This is a genomic window from Streptomyces caniscabiei (assembly GCF_014930365.1).
Taxonomy (GTDB): Bacteria; Actinomycetota; Actinomycetes; order Streptomycetales; family Streptomycetaceae; genus Streptomyces; species Streptomyces caniscabiei.
Map to the genome: position 1 here is coordinate 17,742 of NZ_JABXWI010000004.1, position 24,534 is coordinate 42,275.

General features: G+C 68.2%; 14 protein-coding genes and 10 pseudogenes. 10 read left to right on the forward strand and 14 right to left on the reverse strand.

Features of this window, described 5'->3' with window-relative positions; genetic code table 11:
- Positions 1-175: 175 nt before the first annotated feature.
- The 3 genes and pseudogenes from HW837_RS11770 to HW837_RS48555 form a co-directional block, all read right to left on the reverse strand.
- A pseudogene (locus tag HW837_RS11770) lies at positions 176-715 on the reverse strand (hypothetical protein); the annotation flags it as partial.
- 1,399 nt (positions 716-2,114) lie between these two features.
- Positions 2,115-2,591, reverse strand: a complete 477-nt coding sequence (locus HW837_RS11775; RefSeq protein ID WP_193379794.1) for a nuclear transport factor 2 family protein — start codon at positions 2,589-2,591, stop codon at positions 2,115-2,117.
- A gap of 252 nt (positions 2,592-2,843) precedes the next feature.
- Positions 2,844-3,017 (reverse strand): annotated as a pseudogene (locus HW837_RS48555) (IS5/IS1182 family transposase); the annotation flags it as partial.
- A 1-nt stretch (position 3,018) separates the two neighbouring features.
- On the opposite strand from HW837_RS48555, the pseudogene HW837_RS11785 reads away from it, so the two are divergent.
- Positions 3,019-3,201: pseudogene (locus tag HW837_RS11785) on the forward strand (IS5/IS1182 family transposase); the annotation flags it as partial.
- A gap of 752 nt (positions 3,202-3,953) precedes the next feature.
- Complete coding sequence (locus HW837_RS11790; protein WP_052683187.1) at positions 3,954-5,090, forward strand: amidohydrolase family protein; 1,137 nt, start codon at positions 3,954-3,956, stop codon at positions 5,088-5,090.
- Positions 5,091-5,215: 125 nt separating this feature from the next.
- Here the strand turns inward: HW837_RS11790 and HW837_RS11795 are convergent.
- Both HW837_RS11795 and HW837_RS50325 read right to left on the reverse strand, forming a co-directional pair.
- Positions 5,216-5,675, reverse strand: a pseudogene (locus tag HW837_RS11795) (transposase); the annotation flags it as partial.
- A gap of 8 nt (positions 5,676-5,683) precedes the next feature.
- Positions 5,684-6,778 (reverse strand): annotated as a pseudogene (locus HW837_RS50325) (IS630 family transposase).
- A 236-nt stretch (positions 6,779-7,014) separates the two neighbouring features.
- Here HW837_RS50325 and HW837_RS11810 point away from each other — a divergent pair.
- Positions 7,015-7,428: a hypothetical protein gene (locus HW837_RS11810; protein WP_193379793.1), complete on the forward strand. Its 414-nt coding sequence runs from the start codon at positions 7,015-7,017 to the stop codon at positions 7,426-7,428.
- 21 nt (positions 7,429-7,449) lie between these two features.
- On the opposite strand, the pseudogene HW837_RS50330 reads toward HW837_RS11810, so the two are convergent.
- Positions 7,450-8,092, reverse strand: a pseudogene (locus tag HW837_RS50330) (winged helix-turn-helix domain-containing protein); the annotation flags it as partial.
- A 4-nt stretch (positions 8,093-8,096) separates the two neighbouring features.
- Positions 8,097-8,604: pseudogene (locus HW837_RS11825) on the reverse strand (ISAzo13 family transposase); the annotation flags it as partial.
- Between the two features lie 230 nt (positions 8,605-8,834).
- Here HW837_RS11825 and HW837_RS11830 point away from each other — a divergent pair.
- Complete coding sequence (locus tag HW837_RS11830) at positions 8,835-9,527, forward strand: response regulator transcription factor (protein WP_193379828.1); 693 nt, start codon at positions 8,835-8,837, stop codon at positions 9,525-9,527.
- A complete protein-coding gene (locus HW837_RS11835; protein WP_193379792.1) occupies positions 9,524-10,972 on the forward strand; it encodes a HAMP domain-containing sensor histidine kinase in 1,449 nt (482 codons plus the stop codon). The genes HW837_RS11830 and HW837_RS11835 overlap by 4 nt, the downstream gene beginning before the upstream one ends.
- 300 nt (positions 10,973-11,272) lie before the next feature.
- Here the strand turns inward: HW837_RS11835 and HW837_RS11840 are convergent, their stop codons facing one another.
- Complete coding sequence (locus HW837_RS11840) at positions 11,273-13,426, reverse strand: MMPL family transporter (protein ID WP_045563077.1); 2,154 nt, start codon at positions 13,424-13,426, stop codon at positions 11,273-11,275.
- A 441-nt stretch (positions 13,427-13,867) separates the two neighbouring features.
- Here HW837_RS11840 and HW837_RS11845 point away from each other — a divergent pair.
- From HW837_RS11845 to HW837_RS11860, 3 genes and pseudogenes are all read left to right on the forward strand, one after another.
- Positions 13,868-14,149: pseudogene (locus HW837_RS11845) on the forward strand (transposase family protein); the annotation flags it as partial.
- Positions 14,150-14,285: 136 nt separating this feature from the next.
- Positions 14,286-14,744 (forward strand): PPOX class F420-dependent oxidoreductase, encoded by a 459-nt coding sequence (locus tag HW837_RS11850; RefSeq protein WP_045563078.1) that lies wholly within the window; start codon positions 14,286-14,288, stop codon positions 14,742-14,744.
- Positions 14,745-15,135: 391 nt separating this feature from the next.
- On the forward strand, positions 15,136-15,621 hold the full coding sequence (locus HW837_RS11860) for an MOSC domain-containing protein (protein WP_237270145.1): 486 nt from the start codon (positions 15,136-15,138) through the stop codon (positions 15,619-15,621).
- 35 nt (positions 15,622-15,656) lie between these two features.
- On the opposite strand, the pseudogene HW837_RS48560 reads toward HW837_RS11860, so the two are convergent.
- Positions 15,657-15,863: pseudogene (locus HW837_RS48560) on the reverse strand (IS5/IS1182 family transposase); the annotation flags it as partial.
- Here HW837_RS48560 and HW837_RS11865 point away from each other — a divergent pair.
- The gene (locus HW837_RS11865) at positions 15,798-16,364 is read left to right on the forward strand and encodes a hypothetical protein (protein WP_159041000.1); all 567 of its coding nucleotides are present in this window, start codon (positions 15,798-15,800) and stop codon (positions 16,362-16,364) included. The pseudogene HW837_RS48560 and the gene HW837_RS11865 sit on opposite strands and share 66 nt — an antisense overlap.
- A gap of 60 nt (positions 16,365-16,424) precedes the next feature.
- Here HW837_RS11865 and HW837_RS11870 read toward each other — a convergent pair whose 3' ends face one another.
- From HW837_RS11870 to HW837_RS11890, 5 genes and pseudogenes are all read right to left on the reverse strand, one after another.
- Positions 16,425-17,153, reverse strand: coding sequence for an SDR family oxidoreductase (locus tag HW837_RS11870; RefSeq protein ID WP_045563079.1), 729 nt, complete (start codon positions 17,151-17,153; stop codon positions 16,425-16,427).
- Between the two features lie 606 nt (positions 17,154-17,759).
- Positions 17,760-18,884, reverse strand: a complete 1,125-nt coding sequence (locus HW837_RS11875) for a GNAT family N-acetyltransferase (protein WP_237270146.1) — start codon at positions 18,882-18,884, stop codon at positions 17,760-17,762.
- 232 nt (positions 18,885-19,116) lie between these two features.
- Entirely contained in the window at positions 19,117-19,434 is a 318-nt protein-coding gene (locus tag HW837_RS11880; RefSeq protein ID WP_193379789.1) for a hypothetical protein, read from the reverse strand.
- A 47-nt stretch (positions 19,435-19,481) separates the two neighbouring features.
- Positions 19,482-20,095, reverse strand: a pseudogene (locus tag HW837_RS11885) (NF041680 family putative transposase); the annotation flags it as partial.
- 595 nt (positions 20,096-20,690) lie between these two features.
- On the reverse strand, positions 20,691-23,303 hold the full coding sequence (locus HW837_RS11890; protein WP_313895477.1) for an AMP-binding protein: 2,613 nt from the start codon (positions 23,301-23,303) through the stop codon (positions 20,691-20,693).
- Between the two features lie 178 nt (positions 23,304-23,481).
- On the opposite strand from HW837_RS11890, the gene HW837_RS11895 reads away from it, so the two are divergent.
- Positions 23,482-24,525 carry an iron ABC transporter substrate-binding protein gene (locus HW837_RS11895; protein WP_045563082.1) on the forward strand — a complete coding sequence of 348 codons (1,044 nt, stop codon included), beginning with the start codon at positions 23,482-23,484 and terminating at the stop codon, positions 24,523-24,525.
- The last annotated feature ends 9 nt before the right edge of the window (positions 24,526-24,534 follow it).

Consider the following 24,534-nt stretch of genomic DNA (forward strand, 5'->3'; position numbering starts at 1 on the left):
GCTCACTTCCCCACATCCGCGCTACTTCGCCACCGACTTACGCCCTGCCCGACGACGCCCGATCGGGGTTATCGGGCAGGCTGATTCTGAGGCGGTCCGGTAACGCAGGGGTCCGGTCGGGCAACGGGTGGCGCAGCCCGACCGGAGCTCGGAGTGGTGTGTCAGAGGCTGTGGGGAGTTTGGTGAGGAAGTCGGCGTTGACGTCCGTGTCGTGGCCGAGGACGACATGGTGGTGCGGGAGCGTGGCGAGGTGGCCGGCGACGTCTGCGCGGGCCGGGTCGCTGCCGCCGCCGTCGATGCCGTGGGCGAGGCCGAAGTGGTCGGGGTAGCGGTCCTCGTGTCGGCGCCGCTCATGAAGTCGGCCTCATGGAGGGTTCGTTCGCCGTCGACCAGCACCGGGGTAGCGATGGGGTCGATGCGGGGGAACAGCAGCGCGGCGGCGCGGCCGTTGGTGGCCAGCGTCATGCCGAACCAGTTGGTGAACTGGTCGGGGAAGACCTGGGCCTTGCGTTCCCGCTTGCTGCCGGGCTCCCACAGCGGTTCGCGGTTTCCCGCGAGGAAGGCGTCGGTGACGTCCTGGTGCTGGGTGAGGTGGAGGTGTTCTCCGGCCTGGAGTCGGTCGCGGACCACGTCGTACAGGCCGAGGGCATCCAGCAGACCGAAGCCGATGGCCGCCGCCGAGGGGCCGGGGCAGCACGCGCAGTTCGGCGCCGATGCGCCAGTCGGCGGCTTCGGCGTCGGTCAGGAACAGCGCTCGCAGTACGGGCGATGTGCCGCAGGGTGTCGTCGGCCCGGTCGAAGACGACCATCAGGCGCGGCACACCGTCGAGGTCGGTGCGGCGCTTCAGCTCGGTGGCGGACTCCCGACTGGACACGGCACTGTCCGCGGTCACACAAGCCATCAAGCAGTCCCCCGCTAACGAGGTCTGCTACGTGGCACCAGCCGAGGACCTGCCCTCCGGCCAGACGCCCACCGCGAAGACCAGCTCATCGCCATCACCGGACCCTGCGACACGGACGAGCCCGTACTGACGCTGATGCTCTCCTACGAGATGTGAGTCAGGGAAGACAGTTGCGACTGAGTACTTCAGTTGGCCACGGTCCGAGGTCTGCCGGACGTCTTTGGTCTCCGCTCCACGTGTCATCACCCAGACAACGGATATGAATCCGGCGGCAGTTCGTTCCATCCGCCAAGGGAGAGAAGAGATGAGCCTTGCCGATCAGGCGCTGCCGCTCGTTGGGGTCGCCATCGGCGCGGCGGTGTCTCTCGTTGTCTCTGCCTTGAACGAGCGCACACGGTGGCGGCGTCAGCAATCTGTCTCTGAACCACGCGCTCTGGCACCTTCAATGGCTGGCCCGCGGTATACCAACCACCGGCGTTGCCACATGGCCTGAGGCTTACCTGGAGTTCCGGAAGGCGCGCGAGAACTTCCTGCTGGCCGCACGACGCGACCTCGGAGTCCAAGGAACACGGATCACCCACGACACCCCCTGGCCCCCAGCATGGCGCCCCCCAAACCAACCAGGTGCAGGCGGGACCTGAAAGAGGCGGTCGCACCAGACAGGTGGCATCCAGGCTGGTGGCGCGAGACTCCAGCGATGCGAAGCTCGGGCGAGGCCTGACAACTCCGGGTGGCGTACTGGCAAGAAGCGGCCGGGCAGCTCTCGAGACCCGCCGGGCGTCATGCAGGCACGCGAGCAGATCCTCGACGGTCTCCTGGCCCGACTCGACGAACAGGCCGGGTGACGGCATCATCCAGTGGCGGGACGCCAGAACCCCGTGTCCCGATATCGCCACCAGTACGGGACAGTGCGATCGTCGGGGCACGCGGCCAGTGGAAATGCCTTGGGCTCGAAGTGGTCACGCTCGGGATCGACAGGGCGCCAGCTTGAGTCCATCAGCTCGTCGTCCTCGTGCGGGCGGACGTGCTCCACAGACCGTTCCTCGCAAGCTCCGAAAGCCTGGCAGTCCATCCACGGCTCTGCGCGGCCATCGTCGACCGCCTCACCTTCGGCGGGAACACCATCGAGGGCGGCACCGAGTCCCACCGGCTCGGCGGCACCAGGGCGGCCCGAACACAGGAAACCTCCACAGGCTGAGGTCTGCATATCGATCAGGACTGGCTGGGGCTGTCCAGGCGTTCCGTCGGCCCGCCGAAAGGCAGGACGAGGTTCCGTGTCGCCAAGAGCCAAGAGCCGTCGATCTTGCGGAAAGTGTCCTGGTAATGGCCGATGTTCGCCGGCAACCGGGGCGCCACCATTGCGCCCTCGGTATAACCGTCGACTCGGTAGGTCGCGAAGTAAGTAGTCGCTGCGGCAGTGTCCGACGAGTCGACGGTGACCAGGATGTTCGTACACATGCGCCGGGACAACCGGTCCACCGGTCGAGAGCCGAAGTACTCGCGCAGAGCCTCCCGGCCTTCGATCCGCCGCTGGTCATACGGCCATTCCCATACTCCGTCAGGAGTGAAGAGGTCGGAAACCGTGCTCGGCTCACCGAGGTCGAGCCGACGGACGAGTTCCAAGATCAAACGTTCACAGGCGCGTTCCGCGAGGAGACGCTCCATCGGATCGAGATCACTGGTAGTCATCTCCACTTCCTACCAGCCCTACCTGCGCGTCCACGACTCCATTACCTGGCCCCTCTCCGATAGATGCCGCGTTCACCGGCCGCAGGACCACGTCAAGGTGGAGCGCCCGCAGGCACAACCGAGGACGAACGACCTTTTACGCGGTCCGAAGAAACCGGCCACCATCACGGCATCGGAGGGCGACCCCCGGCCCTTCCACCGTCGTCATTTCTCATCCACATTTTCGAGCTATTTGATCATTAAGAGGATGTCTCACGTGGCGAGTTTCGCGAGCCTCTTGTAGCAGGTGATGGCGGCTGCGAGGCCGAGGAAGTCGAAGCAGTGAGATCCCTTTCGCTCGTACCGGACGGTGAGCCGGCGGAAGCCGAACAGCCAGGCGATCGACCGCTCGATCTCCCAGCGGTGCCGGCCGAGCCGCTCGCTCGATATATCGAAGTCGACCGCGCACCGCCGGTTCCTGATCTGGTCGCGGGCCGGGGTGTGGTGCCGGCCGCCCGAGGCGGTGCTGCACCGACTCGATGACCCCGGCCTCATCGATGTCTCGCGCGTGGTCCTCGACTCCGCTCACGTGGGGCTAGAAATGGGGGCGAACTCAAGGTCCGGGACCCCCTTTTCGTGTCGATGTGGCTGCCGTCGATCACCGCCCGGGACCAGTCGACCTCGTTTGCCGCGTTCAGCTGGGCAAGCAGGATTTGACGCAGATCGTCGAACACCCCGGCGTTGATCCACCGCTTGATCCGCTGCTTGATCCGCCGCCAGCACGTCATGCCTGACCTGAAGCCGAGTTCCTGCGGAAGGTCTTCCCAGCCGCTCCCGGTATGCAGCACTTACAAGGTGCCCTGCAGGCACTGCCGATCCGGCACCGGCCGCGGGCCGGGCGTCTTCATCGGGCCACGGCGGAAGCAACGGCTCGAGAAGCTCCCACGACTGATCATTTAGCAGAGCGCGTGAGCAGCTCTTTAACGTTCGTCTCAGGTTCGCTCAGTAGGAAGTAGGCATGCGGATAAGCGATGCAATCCGCATGCAGGAGGCTAGTGATGGCAGTCGACGCAGCACCATCCGGGGAAGGCGCAGCCCGGCCGGTTGCGGTTCGAGGCGGCCACCAGGGCGCTGGCGACGGCGCTCCCTGTCGCCGCATGCGGGGTCACACGCCGACAACAGTGCGGGGCCGACGCGGTCGGCCCGCACAGCGCGCACGCGGGCGGTCGTCAGCTCCACCACAGCCGCTGCGCACCGGCGAGCGGTTCCTCGCCCTGAGCGCTGCCGTGGTGCGCGAGCAGGACGCGAAGACCCCTGAAGCATCTCGCAGACGGATGCCGTACGGATACCTCACCACACAAACGCCTGAAGAGAGGGACTGACATGAAACCCATGGGACGCCGCGGATTTCTCACCGCCAGCGCGGCACTTGGAATTGGTGCCGGCTTGTCCACGCACGCCATTGTCTCGGAAGTGAGCGAGAGCGAGACTTCGGACAAGACTTCGGACATTTCACGGCGGGACCAGGACCTGCCCTTCATCGGCACGGAGGAGACCTTTTCGACTCCCACGTTGTTGAAGCTGAACTCCATCAATCAGGATCACATAGCGTTCCTTGAGGAAATTGGTCTTTCGGATCTAGGCCGACGCCGCATCGGCGATATGAATGCGGGGGGACTCAACGTTCAAATCCTCTCTGCTCATACACCCTCCGTACAAAATGTCCCCGGGCAAAGGGGAATCGACCTTGCCCACCGTCTTAACCGGCAACTTGTGGACGGGCCGATCGCCAAATATCCGGGCCGCTTCAAGGCTTTCGCCACCTTGCCCTTGCAGAGCCCGGAGGCGGCGGCGGACGAACTGGAACGCTCGGTTCGGGAAGATGGCTTCCTGGGTGCACTGACCAACGGACACATCGCGAAGAAGTATCTCGATCATCCCGATTTCGAGCCTGTGCTGGCACGCGCCGTTGCTCTCGATGTGCCGATCTACCTACATCCCGGCTATCCAGCTGACGAGGTCTTCAAGATCTACTACAGCACCACACGGTCTAAATACACGGAAGAGTACCAAGACTACATTTTCAGTGGGTCTGGATATGGCTGGCACCAGGAGGTGCTGACCCAATGCATTCGGATGATCACGTACGGGGTTTTCGACAGATTCCCCAAACTGAAAATCATCATCGGCCACATGGGCGAAGGTCTTCCCTTCTACTACGAGCGGATCGTCAATGACATGGGCGAGCCGACCAAAGACTCGCTCGAGAAGCCCATCGGGCAATACTTCCAGGACAACTTCTGGGTCACAACCAGCGCATTCCCCCAGACCGAACTACTCGATCTCCTGCTGAAGTACATAAGCGTGGATCGAGTAATGTTCGCAACCGACTACCCGTTCGCGGACATAAAGGAGCAGACCGACTGGTTCCGCGGAGTCGATTTGCCACGCGAAGACAAGGAAAAGATTGCGTTCCGCAATGCGGAGAAACTTTTCAGAATGAAAGTGTCCGTGAAGTGATACACCAGCGGCGGCCGGAGTGAAAGAATGCACTGTAAGGCGAGAGTACGGCCGAAGTACGAGATGCGCGACTGCCCCATAACGCGGTCTCGTACAGGCTCTTCTGAAACGGCTAACAACGGCTAACACAATGAGCCGAGTTGTCGGTGGGTGATGAGGCAGCAGGCGAGTTTGAGGAACGCTGCGTGCATGTCGGCTCGTCGTTCCCAGCGGATCCGCAGCCGTCGGAAGCCGTGCAGCCAGGCAAAGCTGCGCTCGATCACCCAGCGATAGGCGCCCAGTCCGGTGCCGTGTCGTGTGCCGCGGCGGGCCATGGCGGGCACGATGCCTCGGTCGCGGACCTGGTCGCGGTAGATGTCGTGGTCGTAGCCGGGTCGGCGAACAGTGAGTCGGGCTTGCGGCGGGGACGGCCCACCCGGCCGCGGATCGGCGGGATCGCATCGAGCGGGGGCAGCAGCTGGGTGACATCGTTGCGGTTTCCGCCGGTCAGCAGGACCGCGAGAGGGTGCCGTGCCCGTCGGTGATCAAGTGGTGCTTGGAGCCGGCCCGCCCCCGGTCGACCGGCGAAGGGCCTGTGTGCTGCCCCCCCTTTTTTAGGTGCTACTGACCTTGAACACGTGGTGTCGCCATGGTGGTTGGCGTCGGAGGCCGGTGCCGGTGAGGCAGCCGTCGAGGACGTCGGGGCGGTACTGGAGCTGGCGCAGGCCCCGTCGGACGGCCGTGATCAGGTCTTCGGGGTCGGCGAAGGCGCGGTTGGCCACGGTGGTGCGTCGTAGGACGGACCAGATGCCTTCGACGGGGTTGAGGTCGGGTGCGTAGGGCGGCAGTTGGAAGACGGTGAGCCAGTCGCGGTCGGCGCTGTAGCGGCGCATGCCGGCGGTGAGGTGGGTGTTGAGGTTGTCCCAGACCAGCACGATCGTGCCGCCGAGTTGCTGGTGGGCGGTCTGGATCAGGTCGCTGTAGTCCTTCCAGGAGAAGCTTTTGCGCCCGTCGGACCGGGCGTCGGGGCAGGTCCGTCAGATCAGGTTTGAGGATTCGCCGTCCTTGTGGCAGGCCAGGGCGGCCACCGATAAGCGACGGCGTGAGCGGCCCCGCACGCGGACCACAGGGGTGTGGCCGCGGCGGGACCAGGTGCGGGTGTCGGCGGCGTCATCGAGAATCCGGCTTCGTCCTCGAAGACGAGCCAGGCGTCGAGCGCCGCCACGGTCCTTCCACCTGGGGCCGGCTCTCCTTCATCCAGCCGCCACCGCCGCCTCGTCTCGCTCGATGGCACGGCGGGCGGGAACCTGGCAGGTACAGCCATGCCGTCTGAGCAGCGCGGCGACGCCCTGGACGGTGTAGCTCTTGTGGAACCGGCGCCCGACCAGGGGCTTGATCCGCGACAGCGTCCAGGTCTGGTCCGGCCAGCCATGCGCGACCGGTCCCTTGCACAGCTCCCGCTCGAGTACGGCGAGGAGTTCGTCGCTGAGAGCGGCAGCGACGTCGGCCCCTTCGAGGCCAGGGCTACCGGCCCGTCCGCTGACCAGGCCCCTTGCGCCAACGCTGTACTGACCGGACGCTGACTCGCAGGTCGTGCGCAATGTCCGCGTCTCGTCTCCCCGCTGGAAGCGCTCGGCCGCCTCCAACCGCAGCTTCTCGCGGAAGGCCCGCCGTTCGTGGGTCAGACCACCACCTTGCGCATACCTCACGCACTCGGCATACCGCAGGGATCATGGACCGTCAGCCCTACCGACAACACGCTTTGAAGGTCAGTAGGTGATGTCGGGTAGCGTGGGCCCGGTCACCTGCGCCGACGGCCGCCGACCCATATGAGCCGGCCCTCGGTGTGCATGCTGTGATGGGCAGAGAGGCTGTCGTCCGACTGAACGGCGATGGGCGGGGCCGATGGGCCACGGGCCGGGCCGGGCGATCAAGGAGACCAGCGATGGATGTCAAGGAATGCTTGCGCCGCTACGGGCTTCGCCCCGTCGGCGCGGATCTCGACGAGGTCCGCGCACTCCTCAGAGAGCACACGGCGCGTGAGCAACGCACCCAGGGCGAGGGCGACACCGAGCTGATGAGGCTCTGCTGCTTCCAGCTGTTCAACAGCGGCGACGTCGACGACGTGCTCCTGGTCTGGAGTGCGAAGCAAGCCAGCTTCGACGCAGCGTGCTCGATCGACATCGAATTCCTGCTTGGGCACGGGCTCGACGAGACGAAGGCCCACCTCTCGGCCAACCGTGCACCTGCTGCGGCGGCAGCCCTGAATCGACTGCGCGAGCTCGAGGTGGACGGTGAATTCGAGAGCTTTTCAGTGGAGGAGCACTCCGCCTCCTACGCCCGGTACTACGGCGACTGACGATCTGCAGCGCAGCGCCGCTCAGTCGTCCGTGATGAGGCCGGTGCCCGCAAGGCAGCTGTCGACGAAGTCCGGGCGGTATTGGATCTGCTTGAGCCTGCCCTTCGCGGCCCTGGTGATCTGGCCCAGGTCGGCTGCGGCAAGGTTGCCGATTCGCGCTTGACCAGCGACCAGATGCCGTCCTGCGGGTTCAGGTCCGGCGCGTAGGTGGGCAGCTGGAACACGGTGAGCCACACGGCACCCGCGGCGATGAACTCCCGCACCCCAGCGGTCAGGTGGAGCGCCGGGCCTGCAGCAGGTCATGCCTGCCATCGATACCCGGCCCGAGCCCCTGCCGCGCACGCGGACCACGGGGTGCAGCCCCGACGGCCCCAGGACCTGGCTCACGGCGGCGTCAGCGACTGACCGGCCTCGTCCTCGAAAACGATCCACCCGTCGCGAGCCGCCGCGATGCTCTTACCCGCGGCCAGACCTCCTTGTCCACAGGTCCACCGCATCGTCGTCACGCTCGATCGTGCGGCGGGCCGGTTGCTGCCACGACCAGCCGTGCCGCTTCAGCAGCCGCCACGTCCCCTCGACCGTGTAGCACGTGGAACAGTCGGCCGATCAGCGTCTTCACCCGGGCCAGGGTCCACCGCTGATCAACTCATCCGTGAACCAGGGGGGTCTCCGTGGAAGCGGTGGTGTGTGATCGGCAAGGCAGCGATGGCCTCGTCGCTGAAGCGGATGCCGGTGGGGTACTCACCGCTGTCGAGTTCGGCGTGCACCGTCAGGCCGGTGCGGCGGTCGTCGCGGCGATGGCCTGGAGCATGACTTCATGGCTGGTCAGGGGCCTGCCATGCCAGTTCATGGTGATGTGGGAGAACAGCCGGCGCTCGATCTTGTTCCACTTCGAGGTGTCGGGCGGCAGGTGACACACGGTGATCTCCAGGCCGGTCTCGGCGGCGAGGTCGGTCAGGTGGGTCTTCCAACCGCGGGTGCGGTAGCCGTTGAAACCCCCGCCGTGGGCGGTCATCAGCAGCTGGCTGGGGTGCCAACGGCCTGCCACCAGCGGTGGATCGAGGCAACGGCGAACGCCGCGGTGTCGTGACCGGTACCGATGGGGACCCAACTGGTGTCCGCCGCCATGTCGTAGATCCCGTACGGAATCGCCTTCTCGGCCCTGCCCGGGAGATCCTCTACCTGCGGAAACACTCGCTTCAGGAGCTTCTCGGCCAGCTGTTCAACACCACTGCCATGACCATCGACCGTTCGGTGAAAGAGGTCCGCCCGCTCCTCGAAGCCAACCGTGTACTGATTCCCGACAAGCCCATAAGAGGTCCGTCCCCAGCGACGCTCTAATCCTGGCTTCAGGTTGATCGGGGACAATGAGCGGAAAAAGCATCGACTGGAAGGGGGCGGCCGGCGTGCGGATCATGATCGCGGATGATGAAGCGGCCATCCGTGAGTCGCTGGAGCGGGTGCTCCAGGTCGAGGGTTACGACACCAGCACCGTCGCCAACGGTCTCGCCGTGCTCGACGGGGTCGGTGGGACCGACGGGGGCACGCTGGATCTGCTGATCCTCGACGTGATGATGCCCCGCCTCGGCGGGTTGGAGACCTGCCGGCGGTTGCGGGCCGCGGGTCGGGATCTGCCGGTGCTGATGCTGACCGCCCGTGACCAGGTCTCCGACCGGGTCACGGGGCTGGACGCGGGCGCCGACGACTACCTGCCCAAGCCGTTCGCCACCGAGGAGTTACTGGCCCGGGTGCGGGCCCTGCTACGCCGGCGCACGCCGACCGACGAGGGGTCGCAGATCCTGTCGTTCGCCGATGTCCGGCTCGATCCCGACAGGTTCGAGGCGTGGCGGGGCGGGCGGCCGCTGCGCCTGACCCGGACCGAGTTCTCCCTCCTGCAGGTCCTCATGCGCAACGCGACCCGGGTCTTGACCCGCGACGCGCTGTTCGAGGCGATCTGGGGCTTCGACATGAGCGCCACCGCCAACAACCTCCAGGTATACGTGAGTTACCTGCGCCGCAAGATGGAGGCCGAGGGTGAGCCGCGATTGATCTACACGCTGCGCGGCCTGGGATACACATTGCGGGAGACTCCTCCGTGAGCGGGCCCGCCGGCCGGGGACCACGCCGGCTGACCCGTTGGTGGCACCGGCGGTCCCTGCGGGCCAGGCTGACGGTGATCGCGGCGACGGCCATCGCGGTCAGCGTGTTCGTGGCCTTCCAGGTGGCCAGCGAGCTAATGGACTGGGAGCTGCGGGACACCGCAGAGAGTCAGCTGCGCGCCGACTCCCGCGTCCTGGCGACGGACGCGCAGCGCGCCGGTCTGGCGCAGGTCCAGCTACCGCCGTATCCCGGATCCGGTCGGCTGGTTCGGGTCATCCTGCCCGACGGCTCGACCCGTACGCCAGCCGGCCAACCCGCGCTGCCCTCCGTAAGCGAGCACGCCGAGCGCGTGGCGCAGGGCGCGACGGCCGACCTGATGGAGTCGAACGACAGCGAGGAGGGTTACCTCATCTACACGCTGCGGGCGGGCGACGGCGCGGTTCAGGTGGCCCGCCTCGCCGACGACAGCCCGATCAACCAGTTCGGGTTCGGCATGCTGCTGATCGGGCTCTTCTGCATGGCCGGCGGCGCCCTTGTCGGGCGGACCGTGGCGCGGACCGGGCTGGCACCGATCGACCGGCTGACCGCCGCCGCGGTACGTGTCGCGCACACCCGGGATCTCGACGCCGACATCCCGGACGAGGGCGGTGGGGAGATCCGGCGGCTGATCCGGTCGATCAACGACATGCTCGCCGCGCTCCGGGACTCCCGGCGGGCCCAGCGGCTGCTCGCCGAGGACGCCGCCCACGAGCTCAAGACCCCGCTCACCAGCCTGCGCCTCAACGTCGAGCTGCTGATCCGGCTCGACCGGCGCGGCACCCTGGACAGCGCACTGCCGGCGGAGAGCCGGACCCGGCTGCTCAACGATCTCGGCGCCCAGGTGGCCGAGTTGAGCACCCTTGCCGCCGAGCTGACCGACCTGGCGCGCGGTGACGTCAGCGACGAGAACACCGAGCTGCTCGACCTCGCCGACGTGGTGGGGGCCGCCGCGACCCGGGCGCGTTCCCGCGTGCCCGACATCGAGGTCGTGCTCGACGTGACCTCCGTGTGGGTGAGCGGGCGTCCCGCCGCGCTCCAGCGGGCGGTGCTCAACCTCATCGACAACGCCGGCAAGTGGTCCCCCGCGGACCAGCCGGTGCAGGTCCGGCTCCGTGCCGAGGGCGCCTCGGCGGTGCTCGATGTCGACGACGCCGGGCCGGGCATCGACGCCGCCGACGTACCGCGGGTGTTCGACCGGTTCTACCGTGCCGACAGCGCCCGGGCGTTGCCGGGATCCGGTCTGGGGCTGTCGATCGTGCAGCGGGTCGTCGACGCCCACGGCGGCCGGGCCACCGTCGCCCGCTCCGCACGCGGTGGCGCGCTGCTTCGGGTCGACCTTCCGGCCGCGGCCGCGCCCGCTCCGATCGCGCGGCTCACCGCCGGGGAGGACACCGACGTGCGCTGACCCGCCCCGGCAGCGCGGCGCAGCTTAAGGAACGGCGGCCCTCGGGCATGGCCCCGCGCGGCTCACCGCCGGGGAGGACACCGACGTGCGCTGACCCGCCCCGGGCGGCGCGGCGCAGGGCAAGGGACGGCGGTCCTCGGGCATGGCCCCGCGCGGCTTGCCGTCGGGGCAGGACACCGCGATGCGCCGGGCCCGGCCCCGGCGCGTGGCGTAGGACCAAGGGGCGGTGACCGTCGGGCCCAAGACGAGATCCGGGACGGGCCTGGATGCCCGTCCCGGATCCCGTCCGTGCCGCCCCGCTCACCGTTGCAGCGCGGGCTCCTCCTCCTCGTCGGCGAGCGGCTGTTGCCAGTCCGGCAGCTCCGCCGCCGGCCGGGACAGCCGGCTCGGCCACCAGATCCGCCGGCCGAGCAGCAGGGTGAGGGCGGGCACCAGGACCGACCGCACCAGCAGGGCGTCGAGCAGCACGCCGAAGGCGACCAGGAACCCGACCTCGATCAGCATCACCAGCGGAAGTGTGGCGAGGACCGCGAACGTCGCCGCCAGGACCAGGCCTGCCGAGGTGATGACGCCACCGGTGGCGGAGAGAGCTTTGAGCATGCCCCCTCTGGTGCCGAGGCGCACGGTCTCTTCCCGGGCACGGCTGGCCAGGAAGATGTTGTAGTCGACGCCGAGCGCCACCAGGAACAGGAATGCCAGCAACGGCACCGAATAGTCGATGCCCTTGAACCCGAGGATCGTGTCGAAGACGAACACGCTGCCGCCGAAGGCCGCGGCGAATGAGACGATCACAGTGGCCATCAGGACCAGCGGGGCCAGGATCGCGCGCAGCAGCAGCCCGAGGACGATCAGGACGACGGCGAGCACCAGCGGGATCACCAGCTTCTCGTCGCGCTTGGTGGTCACTTCGGTGTCGAGGTTCTCCGCACTCGGCCCGCCGACTATCGCCTCCGCCCCGCTCACCGCGTGCACGGCGGTGCGCACCCGCTTGATCGTGTCGTACTCAGCGACGGTGTCCGGCGCGTCCTTCGGGAACACGGAGATGTTGGCCCAGCCACCGCTGGTCTGCTCCGGGACGGCCAGGGCCACACCGCGAGTGTCCTTGACGATGTCGAGCACCCGCTCCTGGTGCGCCGGCCGCGTGAAGATCGTCATCGGCTGGCCGCCGAGTTCCGGGAAGTGCTGGCGGAGAACGGTGAAGCCGGTGACCGACTCCGGCGCCGACACGAACTGGTCCTGCTCCCGCAGGGCGCCGGTGTTGCCCGCCAGCCCGAGGGCGAGCACGCCGAGCACTCCGAGCGAGCCGAGCGTCGCCACCCACCGGCGGCGGCTGATGGCGGCGCCAAGCCGTCCCCACAGCCCCGGCTTCTCCTCCACGGCCGTGCTGAACCGCGGGATGGCCGGCCAGAAGATCCGCCTGCCGAGCACCACGAGCACCGCCGGGAACAGCGTCAGCATGGCCACCAGCGCGCACAGGATGCCGGCCGCACCGATCGGGCCCAACCCGCTGGTGCTGTTCAAGTCGGCGACGAGCAGGCAGAGCAGGCCGGCGACCACGGTGGCCGCGGACGCGACGATGGCCGGCGCCGCGCCGCGCAGCGCGTGAACCATCGCGACCCGGACGTTCTCATGGTGGTGCAGTGCCTCCCGATATCGAGCGATGAGCAACAGCGCGTAGTCCGTGCCGACGCCGAACACCAGGATCGTCAGCAGCGCCGAGTTCTGGTCGTTGACCACGATGCCGAAGCCCTTGACGAGCAGGTAGACGGTCCCCATCGAGGTCAGTGCGGCCGCGCCGACGGCCACCAGCGGGATGATCCACAACACCGGGCTGCGGTAGGTGAGGATGAGCAGGAGCGTGACGACGACGATGGTGGTGAGGAGGACCTGCACGTCGATGCCGTCGAAGACGGCATCCATGTCGCCGTCGATCGCGCCCGGGCCGGTCACATCGAGTTCCAGGCCGGCGGGGCGGTCCTTCGCGGCGTCACGCAACGGGCCGACGATGTCCTCCGGTGCGCCGTAGGTCGTGCTCACCTCAAGGGTGAACATCATCGCCTTGCGGTCGGTCGAGGGGCTCGTCGGTGAGCCCTCGTCGTCCTCGCCGGCCGCCGCCGTCGCCATCGGCGGGTACCGCTTGGCAAGGGTGTCGTAGTGGCGCTCGACCGTCGCGCGGTCGGCGTCGGTCATGCCGTCGGCGCGGTGGTACACGAAGACGAACGTGTTGTCGTCACCGCCGGGGAGACTGTCCTCCAGCACCGCCACCTTGGTGGACTCGGCGCTGGCCGGCAGGGTGTCTACGGCGCTGTCGGTGGTGACCGAACTCAACTTTCCGCTCAGTGGCACCATGCCCGCTGCCAGCACCAGCCATAGGCCGATCACCAACCACGGCACCCACCGGCCTGCCAACCGACCGGCCGGCGCTTCCCCGGACGGCGCTGCCTTGACTGCCATCAATAGCCTCCTACATATGGGTTACATCGCTTGTCCGATGGCCTACTTCCTAACGAGCGAAGCTGAGACGACCGTTAGAGCCTTGAGGTCACCGGCGTCCGTAGTAGAAGTAGAAGGTGATGTTGATCATCGATGTCCTGTGGGTGGGTGGGTGCGTCGCGGTGAATCGTCCGCGCCGCTATCCGTCGGACACCTCGGATACCGAGTGGGGGATCACCACGCCGTACGTCCCGGTCAGAGGCACTCGGGCAGGTGCCAACGGGCGCCCGGTCGTGTATCCACGGCGTGGCCTCGTGGCTGGACTACGACGGTGATCTGCCGGTGTTGGAAGGCACTTGATTCGTCTCGTCGGTAACGGAGTCCTACTAAAGCGTGTTGCAGAAGGCTGCGGTCAGGTCTTTTCCCCTGCATGCGTGGGGCGTTGTGGGCTGATTTGTTGGGTCTGGTCTGCCGGACCAGTGCCAGGGCATCACCGTGCTCGGCGACGGCGCCTACATCAGCACCGGCCTGGTCGTCCCGCACCGCAAACGACCCGGCCGGGCCCTGCTGGCCGGTGAGGAGGCCGACGGCGCGGAACATCGGCGGGACCGTGCGCGGGTCGAGCATGCGATCGGCCGGCTGAAGAACTAAAAGATCCTTCGAGACTGCCGACAACCCGGCGACGGCCTCCACCAAGCGGTCCAGGCCGTCGCTCGGATGCACAATCTCGCCCTCGCCACGTGATCAGAACAGCCACGGCCTGGCTTTGAACTGCAAAATCACGGCCTGCTGCAACACGCTTCAGGGCAGGTTGCGAAAGTGAGTGGTAGGGCGCAAGAGGGCGTGGAATGCCGGGGAGGTTACGGCAGTTGATCACAGCATGACTCAAGGACCAGCTCCTCGTTCCCTGTCCGAGGAAGCCCTCTCCGACCTACTGGCCAGGCAACAGTTCGGGACCCTCGCCACGGTCAAGCAGAGTGGCCATCCGCATCTGACCACCATGCTCTACAGCTGGGACCCCGAGGCCCGCACCGTGCGGCTGTCCACCACGGCCGACCGCATCAAGGTCAAGCACCTGCAGCGCAACCCGCGCGCGGCGCTGCATGTGCAGGGTGGTGACGTGTGGTCGTTCGCCGTGGCCGAGGGTGCGGCGGAGGCTTCCGAGATCACGACGGTTCCCGGCGACGCGGTCGGGCGGGAACTGCTCGCGATGATCCCGGCGGCCGCGAAACCGGAGGACGAAGACGCATTCCTCCAGCAACTGGTCGCCGAGCGCAGGGTCGTCATTCGGTTGAGGGTGGAGCGGCTGTACGGGACGGCCTTGGATATCAACGGCTAGGTGCGACCGTGCTGGTCATCGCCACTCGTTGATGGCTGCGACCAGCACGGTCGCGTGGTAGCGGACGGCGAGTTTGTCGTAAACCTCGCCGCAGCCGCGCGGTGGCGCTTCAGCCGGTTGATCCCACACCCGACCGCGTGCCGCTCCCTGTAGTCGTCCTTCTCGAACTCCGGCGGGCGACCACCGCGGGAACCGAGCTTCTTGGGATCGCGTACCTGGTCAGTCTTCTCCGGGATCGTGCAGCGGATGTCGCGTCGGCGCAGGCAGGCGCGGTTCGCGCGGGAGTCGTACGCCCTGCCGCGCGGACCCTATCGGGCGGCGTTCGTGGTCGGCCGGCGCCGGTTCGAGGCACCCGGATGCTGTCCAGGACAGGCTGGAACCGGGGACTGTCATGGCGCTGGCCAGCGGTGACGAGCAGGGACAGCGGTCTCTGTCCCTGCTCGACCGCCGGGTGCAGTTTGGTGGTCAGCCCACCGCGCGAGCGCCCGGCACCATGGTCGGCGGGCTCAACGTCGCCCCCCGGGACGCTCCTTCTGACGAACTCGAGCTCGAGGGCTTCAAGGTCTCTGCGGGCCAGCTCGGCGAGAACATCACCACGCGCGGGGTTGACCTGTTGGGCCTGCCCACCGGCACTCTGCTCCATCTCGGGGAGCAGGCGGTGCTCGAGGTGACAGGACTGCGCAACCCGTGCTCGAAGATCAACGACTTCCGCAAGGGGCTGCTCGGTGAGGTCTTCACCATGGACCCCTTGTCCGGCGAGTGCACCTTCAAGTGTGGCGTCATGGCTGTGGTCCGCCGTGGAGGGACCGTCCGGCCTGACGATTCCGTCCGGGTCGAGACCCCGCCCCTTCCCCACCGCCCGCTGGAACGGGTCTGAGTTCTTGTTCCGTGGTCATCGGCGTGCCCAGAAGAGGCGGCGAGGTGGAGTGCGGCCTGGTACGCGATCGTTAGCATGTCCGTTCGCGTGGCCAGGCCCCGCCGCCACTGCTTGAGGCGGTCGATTTACCGTTCGACGGTTCTGCGCTGTTTGTAAGCCTGGGCGTCGAAGGCGGGTTGGCGGCCTCCTCGGCGGCCCCGCAGGCGGCGGCCGATCTGGTCACTGAACCTCCGGATCGTGGCGAGCAAGGAAGCGCACCCCGGCCGAGCGCCGTCGTCCAGGGCATCCTCCAGCTGAGTGAGGTCGGTGGAGAGGGCTTCATGGTTGGCGGGCGTGAGGGCGGTGTTGCGGCAGGCCAGGGGCTGGCAGTGGGCAAGGACCGGTTGGACGCAGGCTTCGGCGGGCGCGCGGCACAGGGCGCGGTCGGGATTGTGGACGCAGGTGACGAAGGTCCCTGGGTACACGTGCGGGTCGTGGCGGGGCGCGATGCGGCGCGGGCGGGCTTCGTCGTTGACGACCTGGCCGTCGAAGACCGTGTGGCGGGCGAACTCGGCGAGTCGGCCTCGGCTTCCGCGTCGGCCGGTCCGGCCAGTGCCGGACGGTCACTGTCGGCGCCCATCTCGGCGAGGAACTGGCCGCGGGGCAAGGGCTTCCTCGGCTTCGACCTCGTCGCGGAACCCGGAGTCGCTGGTGCCCAATGGTGGAGTCGAGTATCGGAACTGCCTCAATGCCTGCGGTCCTGAGCAGCGGTGGCTTGCCGGACCTGGCATCAGCTGTCGTGCGTCGACGTGCGAGGGCATTGGTCAGACCTGTTCGAAGTGGAACGCTTTGATGAAGCAGTCGCGGGGCTGGGCGACGGCGAAGAGGATGCACTCCACGAGCGAGTGCGCGGTGAGGGCGTCCTTGGCCTCGCGCGGGGTGGTCTTCCACTCCTCGGAGAGCGGGTCGGCGTTGTCGAAGTCCGGCGGGTAGAGCGAGATCACCCGGACCCCTTGAGGACGCAGGCGCTTGGAGAGGATCTCGGCGAACCCTGCCTGGGCGCTCTTGGCCGCGTAGAAGGCGTCGTGCGCGTCCGACCGGTGGTGGCCCGGTGTTCCGCAGGCGGAGACCATCATCACAACATCCGGTGTCTTCGAGTTGAGCAGGAGAGGGAGGAAGCTCTTCGTGGTCAGGACCGTGCCGGTGGCACCAGAGGCGATGGTGTCGACAACGTCGGCGTCGGTTGCGGACAGCAGGTCCGGCCCTGCGAGGTAGCGAGAGCCGTTGTTGATGAGTACGTCGATGCGGTCCGTGTTGTCCGCGACGTTGGAGGCGAAGTCGCGGATCGAGGCGGGGTTCGTCAGGTTGCAGGCGAAGGCGTGCACCCGCTGATGGCCGCGGCTGCGAATCTCGTCGCGGACTCGTTGAGCGGCGGTGAGTTCGCGTGCCGAGAGGAAGACCTCGGCACCGAGTTCTGCGAGGCGGATGGCCAAGGTTCGCCCGAAGTCGCGGCCGGCGGCCGTGATGACGACGCGGTGGTTGTCCCAGCTCATGGTGTCGCTCCTGGTTCGTGGATCGGTTGGTGCGGTGCATTGCGGCGGCTGACGTCGACGGCGTAGGCGGGCCAGTCGCCGGCCGATGCTTTCTGCCACTGGACGGCGACCTTGATGTGGATGCCGAGTATCCAGGCGAGGATCGCGGCGGGAAGCTCGGTCCCGAGGGTGAACAGCGCAGCGGACCGATCTTCTCGTGACGGCGGTTGAGTTCGCCGAAAATCGCCCCGCCGGGATGAGGGAGGGCCTGCAAGAACGGTGTTACCAGCCGCAAACGACGGCACTCCCTACGACGCGTCAAGCCGTACGCCTAGTTGCAATGGGGGTGTCGACACCAGTCTCCTGTACCAGCTGGGCACCAACCCGGTGGTGCCCAACCTGCTGTGGCCGAACGGCCTAGATCCAGGAGGTACTCCGTGGTCGGCGGTCGGCGAGCCGCGGCTTCCGCGGCCGCCCGGCCCCCGGCCTCCGCCCGGACACCGGGCGCCCCGCTATGACTTGGGCAGAACCCTCCCACGTGAGAGGACCCTCATCGCCCTTCGGCGGTTGGAAGATCAAAGAACCACCTGAGGCCGACGGTCTCCCCCGCTGTCACGCACCGTCTTGTCAGAAGCCGAACGAGTTGTGCGGTTCAGGGTCGGTCCAGAACATTCGGGCAAGCTGTCCGATCGCGCCGCCGGTGTGCGGGGTGATGTGGCCGGCGTACGCCAGGTGGTGCGCCGACATGCCACCGAAGTAGAGCGAGCTGAGCGCTGCGAGCCTGATCGTCAGGTCCGCCGTCTCGTCGGTCGGAACACACGTCACCACGGGGCCGTCTGCTCTGAGCTGCCATGTCCTGTTGTTCGCCCGGCACATCTGGTCGTCGTCGATGGTGAACGTCAGCTCTCCGGGCGTGAGGTACGAGCGTTGCGTCAGGGCTCGGGGGACGTCGAGAAGGCGCGCCCAGAGGTTGTCCGTCTGGCGGGTGATGCGCATCGCCCGCGGGTTGGTGAGCATCCACCGCAGGGGTTCGTCGCGTGGTCGCCCCGGTGCCACGACGGTCTTGGTGAGGTCGAAGTCGATCAGCAGTCCCCACAACGCGCGGTAGGCCGCAGGGTTCGTCGCCTCCAGGGCTTCCACCACGAGTGTTCCCGCACGGTCCGCGGTCGGAGACCACGGCAGTCGGAAGTTGGCGATGCCGTCCAGGTCGCCGTGCTGGTTACGGTGGGCGAGAAAGCGCAGCGGTCCGTTTGTGCCGTCTGCTTCGTCGGACAGCCCGTCCCAGCGGCCGGGGAGAGGGCTGAGCTCCCCGACGCGGTGTGCCCGCACATCCGCATGCAACCGGGGCCAGGCCTTCGTCGCCTGCGCGGCGTCGACCAGCTCCAGCGACCCGGGATCCGGCTCCGCCGGAAGGAGGGCCGCTTCGTGACGGGCCAGCTCCCACCGGGTGCGATAGGTGGCGGGCGAGAATCCGAAGCGTCCGTAGATGCTGCCCTCGCTCGCGCTGAGCATCGCCAACGGCTCGCCTCGCTCCAGGGCCTCCTCGAACATGGCCTGCATCATCTGCCGCAGGTAACCGCGCCGGCGATGAGTCGCGATCACCCCGGTCGCAGTGACGCCGGCCATCCTCACCGTTCCCCCGCCGGGGACCGTCACCTCGAAGGAGATGGTCGCGGACGCGCCGACACACCTGCCGTCGACGAACGTCGCGATCGGGTGGAAGGACTCGTCGTTGATGTCGGCTGCCGCCAACTTGTCGAGCTGCTCCGCGCTCGCAGGCGTGCGCTGTGGAGGCCACGGCTCGGGACCACCGTGCCACGCGGCGTCCGCAGGCTCCCAGCTCGGTAACCCGTTCGCGAACGGCAATGCCCGGTAGTACCCAGCCATCTCATCCCGCCGCGGCGGACGGACCTCAGTCACCATGCCGGACATTGCATCCACCGCCCTCACAGGCGAGCAACCGAATATCTGCTGAGCTTGCCGTTCAACCAGAGGCGTCCGGCGGGGACGCGGCAACGGTGACTTGGGCGGTCCAGGACCCGAGCTCCTGGGGCGGATCCCAGGTCACGTTGACGCGTACTTCGTGGAAGTCGTGTGCGAGTCCCACCACCATGGCCGCTGCGGCGGCCCGTGCCTCGGCCGGGTCGGCGTTCACCGGAACGTCGGTGAGGGGCCCGCAGTGCATCCCGCCGTCCCCAGTGAAAACACTGTGGCGCCGGCCTTCCGGCGTCGCGAGCAGGACGATGCCCTTCGGCATGCCGAAGGGGGGTCGCCTCTTCTTCTCCCGCTTTCGTCTCACCATGGAGGCATCCAACCTCGTCGGCTCCTGACGTTCAGGCGGGCGGAGCTTCAGGTGCCGCAGCGGGGCTTGGTGCCGACTTCGTGGTGGGCGGGACGGCTGAACGCCTCGCCGGTGGCGAGGACCCGCCCGACGTCGTGACGGGTGGCCGGTCGCTGGTTCTTCGAACCCGGCGGCCTGCCTGGGCCGGGGTGGGATGGTTTCGGTGCACCAGCCGGCGAGCCGGTCTTCGCGTGCAGGTTCCTGAACACTCTGCGGACGCGGGCGGGCGTGAGCTTGTTCGGCTCGGTCGGCTTCTCCCAGGGCCTGCGGAGGTCGGTGGCCGGCGGTCGGGCGAGCCGGAGCTGGGCAAAGGCAGCGATCACGAGCCAGGTCCACCGGTCGGCCGCTTCCGAGCTGTGGAGTCGGGGCTTGGTCCAGCAGAGGGTCTGCTTGAACAGGCGGAATGTGTGCTCGATATCGAAGCGGCGAAGGAAGGACTGCCAGCAGCGGTCGACGTCCACTGTGGTGGGGCCGGTGCCCGACCACCACAGCCGGACCGGCTTGTTGACCCGCCGCTGGGCAGCCTCAGAACGACCAGACGAATGACGGCCCCCTCGATGAGCGGCAACGGTCCGTCGTGGTCGAGCCATGCGGCCCGGCGGGTCAGCCGCGGGTGCAACCGACACGAGTTCCACCTGGTGCCGCCCGGCGAGCGTGTCGGCGAGTGTCATGGTCGTTCTTACGGTGCCGCCCATCGCGTAGGCGCTGTGCAGCAGAAAGGCGATGCGCACGTGCGGCGTCCCCCGGTTTCCCTGTGATCGGCTGGTCGGTGACGCTGTGCTCACCGTCGGCGAGGCGACCGCACCCGTGCTCTCGGGTGAGTTCCTGGCCACACCCGCCCGCCCACACCCTTGCCGTCGGGGTTCTTGCCGGTGCGGTGTCGCGGCGTCGACGCCGACTGATGGGGCGCTTCCGATCCGAGGATCTTCATCGCTTCACGGAGGACATGCGCTTTCCCTGGAGTGGCTCCGTGTGCCGGGATCCGGCATCGCTGCACCGACACAACCAACCGGAGAGTTGTTTGGCACCTCCCTTCTGCCAGGTCGGACAATCCAGTGGCCGATGTACGGCTCTCGGCGCTGGACCTCGCCCTGGGTGGTGCTCACCCGGAGTGTCCCTTCGGATCACCCGCAACGCGTGCGCCGCGTGCCGGCGGGCCGCTCACGGCGCCAGGGTCGTACCGCCAAGTGGTGCGGTCACGTGCAAGGGCGTGCCTGTCACAGAAGGCTGCGTGTCAGGCGGGTCGCCACTGCCCCGTACGCCACGCCGAGCACCAGCGAGAGCGCCAGGACCAGGACCGGCGGGTGGTCCGTCAGGTACGGATAGACCTGGAAGTGTGTCAGGTAGATGTAGAGCGAGCTTCCCGCCAGGACGGCCGCCAGCCGGTTGAGCGGGTCGAGGCTGGGCACGGTCGGGATCCACAGCAGCAGGGTCAGGCCGCCCATGACGATGACGGTCCGCAGGGTCTGTCCGTCGGGGAACAGCCCCTGCACGGCGATCAGCGCGAGGGCGGTCAGCAGCAGCCGTTGCGCCGTCGTACGGGCCCGGGCCGCCGCCCAGCCCAGTGCGAACAGGAAGAAGACCACCGTGGGGCTCAGGTGGTAGCGAACATGTGCCAGGCCCCAGGGGTCGTACCGCAGGACGAGGCCCAGGCCCACCAGTGCCAGGGCGAAGCCGAACGGGCTGCGCCGTTCCACGCGGTCGAGCCAGGGGATCGCCAGCAGCGCCGCCGTCCCGACCAGGAAGTAGACCAACGCCTCGACGAACCAGTAGCGCCACTCCGGATCGGAGTTGTCCTGGGCGAAGAGGCTGTTGGCCAGCACGATGTTGGCCAGGTCGTATTCGCGGGTCAGCAGCAGCGCGAAGGTGATCCACGCGACGCTCGGTACGGCGATGCGCAGGATGCTGCGCCACAGTTTCCGCAGGCGTTCCTGTCGCTCGTGCGCGGTGAGATGGAAGCGGGCGAAGTTGAACCCGGCGACGGCGAGCAGGACATGGGCGCCGCCCTGGACGGTGAACACGGGGATGTGCGAGCCCACGATCACGACGATGCCGACGGCGCGCAGGGCGATGCCGGTGTCCAGGGTGCGTCGCGGCCCGCGTCCGCTCGGGCGCGTACCCACGGCCGTGCGCCGCGCGGTGCCGAGGTCGCTCAGCTCCCGGATCGGTGTGGTGTGCCAGTCGGCGGGCAGCGTGCCCAGTGTCTGTTCCAGGCGCAGGGACATCTCGACATAGGAGAGCGAGTCGCCGCCCAGGCTCACGAAGCTGCTGTGCTCGGTGACGTCGGTGCGGTCCAGGATCTCGGCGTAGAGCGCACACAGGTCGTCGGCGTCGAAGCCGCGCGGGGGCGTCGGTGCCTCCGGCTCACGGGCCAACCGTCGCACGGCTTCGTAGTCGGGCTTGCCCGAGGCCAGCCGCGGGAGTTCGGTGACCATCCGCGCGTGGACGGCGCGGGGCGGCAGGCCGCAGGTGTCCGCCACCAGGCGTCTCACATGTGCCGCGTCGACACCCCGGGCGGGGGCCGCGACCAGGGCCAGCGCGTCGGCGTCCGCCGCCCCCGCGCAGAAGGCGCGTATGCCGTGCTCCTCCAGGATGGCCTCGACGCGCTGCGCGTCTATGCGCAGCCCCAGGATCTTGGCGAACCGGCTGCGGCGGCCCACGATCTCGTACAGCCCGTCGGGGGCGCGCCGGGCGATGTCTCCGGTGGGCAGTTCCTCGACGGTCCGGCCCAGGGCGAGGTCGTCCGGGTCGGTGGCGTAGCCGAGCATGACGTTGGGGCCCGAGTACATCAGCTCGCCGGTGTCCGGTTCGTCGATGCCCTCCACCGGTCGGAGCCGGAAGGAGCCGCCGGGGACGGGGACTCCGACGGCCTGCGGGCGCTCGGCGGCGAGGTCCGGGGGCAGGTAGGCCATGCGTGCCGTCGCCTCCGTCTGCCCGTACATCACGAACAGATCCCAGCCCGCGCGGCGGCCCGACTCGGCGTAGTGGGCGACCCGTTCGGGTGCCAGTCGCCCGCCGGCCTGGGTGATGTACCGCAGGTGGGGCAGTCGCATCCGCTCGAAGCCGATCCGGTCGAGCAGGTCGAAGGTGTACGGCACTCCGGCGAGCGAGGTGCCGCGGGCGGCGCGGAACTCCTCCCAGAAGTCGGCGTCGGACACGGACCGTTCGGTGAGGAGCACGCCGGCGCCCCGCAGCAGGTGGCTGTGGATGACGGACAGGCCGTAGCAGTAGTGCATGGGCAGGGTCGTGGCCGCGCGGTCGGTGTCGCGGATGTCCAGGTACGTGGCGATGGACTCGGCGTTGGCCTGGAGGTTCTCGGCGGAGAGCCGGACCAGCTTGGGTGAGCCGGTCGATCCGGAGGTGCTGAGCAGCAGCGCCAGATCCGGGTGGAGGGTGTGGGCGCTCCCGGGCCGCCGTTCGTCCAGCGCCCAGCCGCCCCGGCCGTCGGGCCGCGCGACCACGTCCGGGTCGTACGCGGCGGTCAGGGAGTTGATGGTTCCGGTGCTGTCGCCGGGCACGAGCAGGACGGGGTGGCCGGCGGAGAGTGCGGCGAGGTGGACGACCAGGGCTTCGGCGCGGTTCGCCCCGGCCAGCAGGACCAGGCGGCGTGCGGGGCCGAGGCGTTGGGCGGTGGCCGCGACGCGTTCGGCGAGCGCCCGATAGCTGACCGCGCCGGATGGCGTGATCAGTGCGGTCCGGTCACCGTGGGCGGCGAGTTCCCGGGCGAACGGCACGCCGCGCCGCTGCGCGGGCGGGCGCGCGAGGGGGGCCGAAGTGGTGCGCGGCGGGAGGGTGAACGGGGTCGAGAGGGGCCCGAAAGGGTCTATCACGGGCGCGTGACCTTTCTGCGGCAGCGTCCGCGATGAGCACAGATCCCTTGACGGTTAGGCAAGCTTTACCTTATTCATAGCATGTTCACAGTTGGCTTGAAAGCTTCGCTCAGCACGCTCGCTGACCGACCCCGCGACGAGCGGCGGACCGGCGGGCCACGCAGGAAGGCACACCCACATGCGACGCCCCTCGGCCGGCCGGATCACCGCGCTCCTCGCGGCCGGTCTGCTTCTCCCCGCCCTCGCCGCATGCGGCTCCGACGACAAGGGCGGGTCCGCGACGGGTTCCGACTCCGCCCTCGTCATCTACTCCGGGCGCAACGAGAAGCTGGTCGAGCCGCTCCTGGACAAGCTGGAGAAGGCCGTCGGCAGCGAGGTGGAGGTGCGCTACGGCGACAGCGCCGAACTGGCCGCGCAGATCCTGGAGGAAGGCGACCGCACCAAGGCCGGGCTGTTCTTCTCGCAGGACGCGGGCGCCCTCGGCGCCCTGTCCAGGGAGGGCATGCTGGCGAAGCTGCCGCAGTCCAGCCTCGACGAGGTGGACGCGTCCTACCGCGGCGGCGCCGGCGACTGGGTGGGCCTGTCGGGGCGCGTGCGCGTCATCGCGTACAACCCGGACGAGATCGCCGAGGAGAAGGTCCCCGACAGCGTCCACGACGTGGTGAAGCCGGAGTGGAAGGGCAAGGTCGGTTTCGCCCCCACCAACGCCTCCTTCCAGGCGTTCGTCACCGGCATGCGGGTCCTGGAGGGCGACGACGCCACCCGCGAGTGGCTCAAGGGCCTCAAGGCCAACGGCAAGACCTACGCCCACAACCTCGCCACCCTCGACGGCATCGAGGCCGGCGAGGTCGAGATCGGCCTGGTCAACCACTACTACTGGTACGAGCGGGTCGCCGAGAAGGGCGAGGACAACGTCGACGCCAAGCTGCACTTCCTGCCCGGCAACGACCCCGGTGCTCTGATCAACGTCGCCGGCGTCGGCATCCTGAAGGACAGCGGCCAGACCGAGACCGCCCAGAAGGCCGTCGACTACCTGCTGTCCAAGGAGGCGCAGACCTACTTCGCCGACACGACGAAGGAGTACCCGCTGGCCGCGGGTGTCACCAGCACGGTCGAGGACCTGCCGCCGTTCGACTCCCTCGAATCCCCCGAGATCGACCTGGGCAAGCTGGAGTCGCTCCAGGAGACGCTGGCCATGCTCCAGGACGTGGGGCTGGTCTGAGGACTGTGA